This window comes from Paenibacillus sp. J22FR5 (genome assembly GCF_059691975.1).
The window spans coordinates 66068-73696 of the sequence record NZ_JCAUAN010000032.1 but is presented as its reverse complement, the minus strand read 5'-3'; the positions used below and the strand labels follow the sequence as shown (position 1 = coordinate 73696).

The following is a 7629-nucleotide window of genomic DNA, read 5'->3' as shown; positions in this document are numbered from 1 at the left end:
ATCAAGATATCAGTGGACATTAAAAAAGATGACCCCTGACCAGTTCAGGGACCATCTCCTTGCTGCTTAGTTCTTTTTATTAAAATGTCTACGAAACGGGTTACAGTTCAATTCGGGAGGTGCCTTTTCTTTTGTGGAAATAGAGCTCTTCCCTTGTGTTCAGTGAGGATTTTTGGCACAATACTAACTAGATAGATTGTATGCTACGGCTGCTTAGAAGAATTGGACTGCACGTGATAGTCTCGAAAAGAGGATAACGGAATGAATACATCATCCATTTATGGATTAACTTTTGATCAATTAGTCGCGTGGCTCGCTGAAAAAGGCTACAAAAAGTCGCGCGCCCTGCAAGTATGGGATTGGCTGTATCGTAAGCGTGTGGCCTCGTTTGCGGAAATGACCGATGTGAAAGAAGATTGCTTGGCAACGTTAAGCGAGCATTTTGCGATCCAAACCTTGAATGAACATACAAGACAGGAATCGGCCGACGGCACGATGAAGTTTCTGTTCAAGCTATCGGACGGCAATCTCATCGAAACGGTTCTAATGCGTCATAAATTCGGCTTGTCCGTCTGTGTGACGACACAAGTCGGCTGTAACATTGGATGCAGCTTCTGTGCGAGTGGATTATTGGCCAAAAGTCGTGATTTGTCCGCCGCGGAAATCGTGGAACAAATTATGAAGGTCCAATTCCATTTGGACACGGTGGGGAAAGACGAACGCGTCAGCCATATTGTTGTGATGGGCATTGGCGAGCCGTTCGACAACTTCGTGAATATGGTTGATTTCATCCGCGTCGTGAAGGATCAGAAGGGCTTGGATATCGCCGCAAGACACATTACAGTATCCACCAGTGGTCTGGCTCCGAAAATCAAAGAGTTTGCGGACTCCGATCTGAAAGTGAATCTAGCGATTTCCTTACATGCACCGACGAATGAGCTTCGTACCCGCATCATGAAAATCAATAAAGCGATCCCAATTGAAACGTTGATGGAAGCGATCGAGTACTATTTGGAGAAAACCAATCGCCGCATTACGCTTGAGTATATTTTGCTCAAAGACGTGAACGATGGCAGAGAGCATGCGCTCCAACTGGCTGAGCTGATTCAGCATATCCGCCAGCTGGCGAATGTGAACTTGATACCGTACAATCCGGTGGATGAGCACAGTCAATATCAGCGGAGCGAGCGGGAATCCGTACGCGCCTTCTATGACACGCTCAAGAAGCAAGGTATCTCCTGCAGCGTGCGTTTGGAGCACGGGACGGACATTGATGCGGCTTGTGGACAACTGCGCAGCAAACAAATTAAACAATCCACAGGGGATAACGTTGTGGCGGGTTAAAATAAGAGGCCTGTGGATGATCGTCATCCACAGGTTTTTTGTCCACATAAGAATTTATAAGTTTCCGTTACACGGAAGAACAAATTCTTATTGGCGATAAAAACAACCTTTAAAACGAGGTCGCTCATCCTCGAAGGACTTTGATAGAAGGTTTTCTCATTTGGTGGGGCTGATGTGGACAAAGCCTGCATACATTGAATATGAGCCGCCAATTTCATATCACAATGCGGAACTAGCTTTTCTACGGATAGTAGGGAGAGTGATCGCTTTTTATGAAAAAGTTTATCTTAGGTGTGATCTGCGGCGTTGCCTGTATGGCGGTGACAGGTGCCTATGCGTCAGAAGCCATGCAAACAGCTAGACAAGTTGTGGTGAATGGGAAGCTGCTGGATACCCAAGTTCAAGTAACAGAAGAAGGGACGACAGTGACCTCTTCGCGGGCTATTGCTGAGGCGCTTGGTGCACAAGTGAGTTGGAACGAACCCATGAACACCGTTGAAATTCGTGCTGTGGATGACAGCCGTATGCAATATGGTGATTTTGTGTCCCTACTCCTTCACGGTAGATACAGCTTAAAGGCTGAGATCATAGGAGAGAATTTGGGGGCTCATGCGGATACGACGGTTGTTTTTTCGGATGGATATGTCGATGTGCCACAAAACACGGATTTTCAAAAGCTGTTTCTGTTGCTTCTAGTAGATCAAATTGGTGAACTGCCGAACAAGCATATCGAGTTCTGGTCGAATAAAGAACTTGCCCAGTCGTATGTCTCGGGGGATTATCGCAATGATGGGATAGAGGGTTGGTCAGGGCTGAACGCACGTTTTGGCTTGTTAACGAATGAGGGAGGAAAGTTGTCCCTCTCGCATATTTTGAGTGTGCATGAGCGTGACAATATCTCAATTGGCAAATATAAGCCTCAATGAAATGAAAAGCCGTCTTAGCAGCTACTGCGGGACGGCTTTTTGCATGTTAAGCTTGTCGATCGTTAGGCTCGATTCCGCATGATCATCATGAGGCCACCAACAATGATGAGCCCGATGGCGATGATCGAATTGTTGTGAAAGAGTGTCCCGAAGATGGAGCCGATGGAGAAGATCGCGAAGAACAGCAGCGACATCACCGTCAGAATGTTAATGGGAATGAGCAAATATTTGTTGCGTCCGCCGAACCAATACAGTTCGAATAAGCCGACGGCAACTGCTAGCATAAAACCTGGCCACATAAGGTGCCAAATATCGAATAATGTGGAGATTTGGCAGACGATACCTGCGGTTAGCAGAATGCCTCCTGGAACGAGTACGCCTACGCCGCGACGTTGCAGGATGAAGAAGTACAGCCAATGGAAAAAGACGCCGATAGGGATAACGAACAAGGTTGGCCAGAAATATTCGAAAATCGTGCCAGAACTGAACGTTGCACCCCCTTTGAGAAACATAAAAATACCTAACAAAATCAAGATCGGGCCGAGAAAGGCGCTGCGATTCATATTCATCTTGGATCTATTCACTCCTACTGTGTGGATTCATTACTCTAAGAATACCATGACAGGGTACAAGTGTCTTCCGACTATGGGGAAGGACGGGGATCGGTCTGAGGACTGATTTATAAATGACCAAAAAACCTTCCCTCCACAAGTGGAAGGAAGGTTTCATAACCAAGGGGCAGAAGCCCCTCCATAAACCCTTACTAGAAAAACTTCACAAGCTCATCCTTGATCTCGTCGTTGGAGCCGCCAACCACCTTCTGGAACTGTGGTTTGTCGAACAGAGCCTGGATTTGCTCCGGATATGTCTGAGCAATGCCGCGCAAACGGATCGACTCATCGAACTTCGCCGGATGCGCCGTGGACAGAGCAACGGTTACCTCGCCAGCAATGGCGAGCTTATCTGCAGCTGCTACGCCACACGCTGTGTGCGGATCGAGCAGGTAATCGTATTTCGCGTGGTACGCGCTGATCGTGTCGAGGCACTCCTCGTTCTTCACGCCGTACGCGGCGAAATCAGCCTGCACTGCCTTCAGCTTGTCGGCAGGGATAACGACGCGGCCTTCGGCCTTGAACTGCTCCATGATCGCGTTAACAGCCCCAGCGTCTTCGCCGTATAGGTAGAACAAGTAGCGCTCGAAGTTGCTCGCTACCTGGATGTCCATGGACGGGCTGTATGTGCCGCGGAACTCGCCTGGTTGGTACACGCCTTCTTGCACGAAGCGCTCAAGAATATTGTTTTCATTCGTAGCGAGAATGAGCTTGTTGATCGGAAGTCCCATTTTCTGCGCTAGGAAGCCTGCAAAAATATCCCCAAAGTTACCCGTCGGCACGGAGAAGTTCACCTTCTCTGACTGTTGCTCCTGGGATAACTGGAAGTAAGCGTAGAAGTAGTAGACGGTTTGCGCCAAAATGCGGGCAATGTTGATCGAGTTAATCGCGCGCAAATGGTAGCGATGCTTGAACTCAACGTCAGCAAAAAGTTCTTTGATAATACGTTGGCAATCATCGAACGTACCTTCTACGGAAAGATTCAATACATTCGCATCATTGACGGTCGTCATTTGCAGCTCTTGAACCTGACTTACCTTCTGGTGCGGATGCAGGATACAAATGCGAATACCCTCTTTGCCGCGAACGCCTTCGATTGCAGAAGCGCCTGTATCACCGGAGGTAGCTCCGAGGATGTGGATGATGGAATTCGTTTTTCGTGAAACGTACGAATACAGGTTGCCAAGGAATTGCAGGGCAATATCCTTGAAAGCAAACGTCGGGCCGTGGAACAATTCGAGCACGTACGTGCCGTCGTTCAGGCGTTTGACAGGCGTGACAGCCTCATCACGGAATGTTGCATAGCTTTCATCAACGAGCTGCTTCAGCTCATCGCGTGGAATTTCGTTGTTCACATAGAACGAGAAAATTTCAAGGGCTAGCTCTGAGTAGGAGAGCTTTGACCAGCTTTGAAGCGTGTCAGCGGATAGCTGAGGGATGTGTTTCGGTACGAGTAGACCGCCGTCATTGGCCAATCCCATCAGGACCGCATCAATAAAGCCGATGGGTTCTACTTTGCCGCGAGTGCTAATGTATTCCATATGAGTCCCCTTATACGATTGAATTTTCAGTTATTGTATCAAAAAACAGAACATTTGGACAGTGTGCATCCATCACGGGTGCTCCTTTGTCATAAACAAAAACAGGCTGTCCCATAAGGACGGCCCGGGAGCTTTGCTCAAATCGATTGTCTTTGGCCTTCCGGCAGCTGTAGTAATGAAATACATCATTACGGCATCGGATATGGAGGATGCTCCGCCTGCTTCTAACGAAATTACGCTACTCTTGCGGAGCGGCAACAACGATTTTCCAAGCGTTACTGATAGGCGGCAAGCTTTTCGTCATCACGGGGCTGTAGAATCCAATGACGTTCGTGCCTTTAACCAGTGCGGATTTCGCTACAGGGTCACCTTTGCCATCCACGATGGCTGTGTCAGCCCCAATTGTAAGAACGATCTCATCCTGCGCATCCTCGGTTAGGCCTTCGCCTTTAACCAGAAGGCTGCCATCTTTGCGCACAGCTTCAATGATACCAGCAGTACCTAGCGCACCCTTATGAAGGGTTGTGTCAAGCACAGTGATTTTGGACGCGGAGGTCTGTGGTGGCAAGCTCATCGTCATCGCCAAGGAATGCTCCGCAGAGATCGTCAAACCAACGTGAAGATCAGCAAGGCTTAATTTGGAACCATCGAGCATTTGGTACGTCGTTTCTGGGCTCACATTAAGAACGATACCTCCCAAACCTGTGTCTTGAATGTGAATCGCTGCGTTATCACCTGTCGTACGGATAGAAGTAATGACGCCAGTCGATTGCATTTTCTTGACCTCCTCTTTCATCGAGATCGCAACGGAACTGCCTTCAGTTACAACAGATCCGTGAAGAATTTTCGTAACGAAAGAAGCGGGCACATACAGCTTGCTGTTCACCAATTCTGGTGCCGAGCCGAGCTGAGTCAACATTTTATTAATCGTATAGCGATCTTCACCTGTTTTCACCGTTGTAAAAAGGTTGCCCTTCGTCAGATCTATCGAATAGGTTTCTGGATGCCAGGTGAGGGTAAAGCCGAGGCTTTCTGTTACTGCGCGTAGGGGTATCATCGGCTCAGTGCCGTTAGTTTTCAAAAAACCACTCTCGCTTATCGCACTGCCATTGACCCCAATAGTAACAGGTGCCTCAAAAACCGTCTTTACAGGCTGAATCTGGATCGCGTGCATATCGGGAACGACCGCTTCATTCGTAGCCGCATAAGCTGCTCCAGTTGTCAGCATGCTGGATAGGGAGAGGATCGCGAGCGTTTTTTTCATCATAGGTTCCATAGTTCGTTGACTTCCTTCCTGTATGTAAAATAGGGTGGGTGTTCTGCGTTTTCTAAGGCAAGGGTTCGTGCGAAGGTTGCAGACGAGCTGAAAGTTTCATTTTATAAGAGATCAGGTGTGGACTTCACTTGGCTGAAACTATAGAATCAATGTGAACGACTGGAAATTGAAAAAAGGGGTGGGAATTTTGTCTTTTGTTATGAAGCTGCGATGGTTTTTTAAAGAGAGATGGAAGTATTATGTGCTCGCGATCTCCCTGTTAATCGGTGTGAATTTACTTGCAACCGTTCCGCCTAAAATGATAGGGAATATCATTGACCATATTCGTACTGGAAATTTAACAGCTTCCGGGCTTCATTATACGGTCTTATTGCTTGTTGGACTTTCGCTGCTCCTGTATGTGATGGCTTATTTGTGGATCACAAACCTATTCGGCAACTCCGCTTTGGTGGAGAAGCTGCTTCGAGGGCGATTGCTGGCGCATTTGTCCAAAATGTCTCCGGCGTTTTTCCAACGCAACTCAACGGGACAGTTGATGGCGCTGGCGACGAATGATATTCTAGCCATCGGTCAAACCTCCGGTTACGGAGTAATGACACTCGTCACTACGATTGTTGGTGCTTCCGTCGTCATCATTACGATGGTGTCGCTGATCTCCTTCAAATTAATGCTTGCGGCGTTAATTCCGCTGCCTTTTCTAGCTGTGATGATTAATCTGCTAGGTAAAAAGGTGAGAGTGCGCTTCCTTGCGGCACAAGCCTCCTTCGGTGTGATGAATGATCATGCGCTGGAGTCGATCTCCGGCATTCGCGTTATTCGCTCGTATGTGCAAGAAGCGCAGGATTTGAAGGCGTTCGATGACGTTACGTCGGATGTCATGAACAAAAACCGCCGTGTTTCGATGCTCAATGCGCTGTTCCAACCGTTAACCTCGTTGATCGTTGGCTTGAGCTATTCCATCGGTATTGGATACGGCTCGTATCTCGTGTTTCAAGGTGAAATCACGCTTGGACAGCTGATCTCCTTCAATATCTACCTCGGTATGCTCATCTGGCCGATGATTTCCTTCGGCGAGTTTATTAACGTTCTGCAGCGCGGCAGCGCCTCGGCGGATCGTTTGGATAAGGCGCTGTTGCAGAAAGCCGATCTGGTTGATGTTGATAAGCCAATCCCAGTGGCTGTTCCTGAGCGTATCGAGATGAACGATTTGACGTTCACCTACCCGATCGCAAATCATCCGAGCCTTGTCAATGTCTCCTTCCAGCTAGAGCGGGGACAAACGCTTGGTATTGTGGGTCGTACCGGCAGTGGCAAAAGCACGCTGCTCAAGCAACTTTTGCGACAATACCCGATCGAGCCAGGCAAGCTGCGCATTTCGGATGTACCGATCGAGCAAATCGCCATGGATCAAATGAAGCGCTGGGTCGCCTACGTGCCGCAGGAGCATCTGCTGCTATCGAAATCCATTCGCGACAATGTCGCCTTAGGCAAGCATACGGCTTCGCCAGAAGAGATTGCGCACGCCGTGGAGATGGCTTCTTTTACCCAAGATATTGCCCAAATGCCTGAAGGTTTAGCAACAATTGTTGGTGAGAACGGCGTGATGTTGTCTGGTGGACAGAAGCAGCGTCTAGCGATTGCCCGTGCACTTCTAATTGATTCCGAAATTTTGCTGTTAGATGACTCGCTCTCTGCTGTAGATGCACGTACGGAAAGTCGCATTCTCCAGCACATCCGTAAGGAACGCGCGGGTCGTACGACGCTGATCACCACACACCGACTGTCTGCCGTGAGCCACGCGAACTGGATTCTCGTCCTTGATGAAGGAAGAGTGATTGAAGAGGGCACCCATGAGGAGCTCATGCAGTTCGGCGGTTGGTACCGCGAGCAGTGGGATCGCCAACAGATGGAAGCCAGTCTCGAAGATTGAG

At 48.6% G+C, this 7629-nt stretch carries 6 protein-coding genes; 3 read left to right on the top strand and 3 right to left on the bottom strand.

Annotation, left to right across the window (positions count from 1 at the left end; translation table 11 throughout):
* Positions 1-261 precede the first annotated feature (261 nt).
* Entirely contained in the window at positions 262-1344 is a 1083-nt protein-coding gene (gene rlmN, locus AC58P7_RS27745) for a dual-specificity RNA methyltransferase RlmN (RefSeq protein WP_497348793.1), read from the top strand.
* Between the two features lie 272 nt (positions 1345-1616).
* Positions 1617-2270 carry a stalk domain-containing protein gene (locus AC58P7_RS27740; RefSeq protein WP_497348791.1) on the top strand — a complete coding sequence of 218 codons (654 nt, stop codon included), beginning with the start codon at positions 1617-1619 and terminating at the stop codon, positions 2268-2270.
* A gap of 62 nt (positions 2271-2332) precedes the next feature.
* Here AC58P7_RS27740 and AC58P7_RS27735 read toward each other — a convergent pair whose 3' ends face one another.
* The 3 genes from AC58P7_RS27735 to AC58P7_RS27725 form a co-directional block, all read right to left on the bottom strand.
* A complete protein-coding gene (locus AC58P7_RS27735) occupies positions 2333-2833 on the bottom strand; it encodes a hypothetical protein (RefSeq protein ID WP_497348801.1) in 501 nt (166 codons plus the stop codon).
* A gap of 200 nt (positions 2834-3033) precedes the next feature.
* A complete protein-coding gene (gene thrC / locus AC58P7_RS27730) occupies positions 3034-4422 on the bottom strand; it encodes a threonine synthase (protein ID WP_497348789.1) in 1389 nt (462 codons plus the stop codon).
* Positions 4423-4660: 238 nt separating this feature from the next.
* Positions 4661-5686, bottom strand: a complete 1026-nt coding sequence (locus AC58P7_RS27725; RefSeq protein WP_497348787.1) for a copper amine oxidase N-terminal domain-containing protein — start codon at positions 5684-5686, stop codon at positions 4661-4663.
* A gap of 196 nt (positions 5687-5882) precedes the next feature.
* Here AC58P7_RS27725 and AC58P7_RS27720 point away from each other — a divergent pair, with 196 nt between their 5' ends.
* Entirely contained in the window at positions 5883-7628 is a 1746-nt protein-coding gene (locus AC58P7_RS27720) for an ABC transporter ATP-binding protein (protein ID WP_497348799.1), read from the top strand.
* Position 7629 lies beyond the last annotated feature (1 nt).

Coding starts and splice junctions, on each gene's coding strand:
- rlmN (WP_497348793.1), top strand. CDS start 262: ATGAATACATCATCCATTTATGGATTAACTTTTGATCAATTAGTCGCG.
- AC58P7_RS27740 (WP_497348791.1), top strand. CDS start 1,617: ATGAAAAAGTTTATCTTAGGTGTGATCTGCGGCGTTGCCTGTATGGCG.
- AC58P7_RS27735 (WP_497348801.1), bottom strand. CDS start 2,833: ATGAATCGCAGCGCCTTTCTCGGCCCGATCTTGATTTTGTTAGGTATT.
- thrC (WP_497348789.1), bottom strand. CDS start 4,422: ATGGAATACATTAGCACTCGCGGCAAAGTAGAACCCATCGGCTTTATT.
- AC58P7_RS27725 (WP_497348787.1), bottom strand. CDS start 5,686: ATGAAAAAAACGCTCGCGATCCTCTCCCTATCCAGCATGCTGACAACT.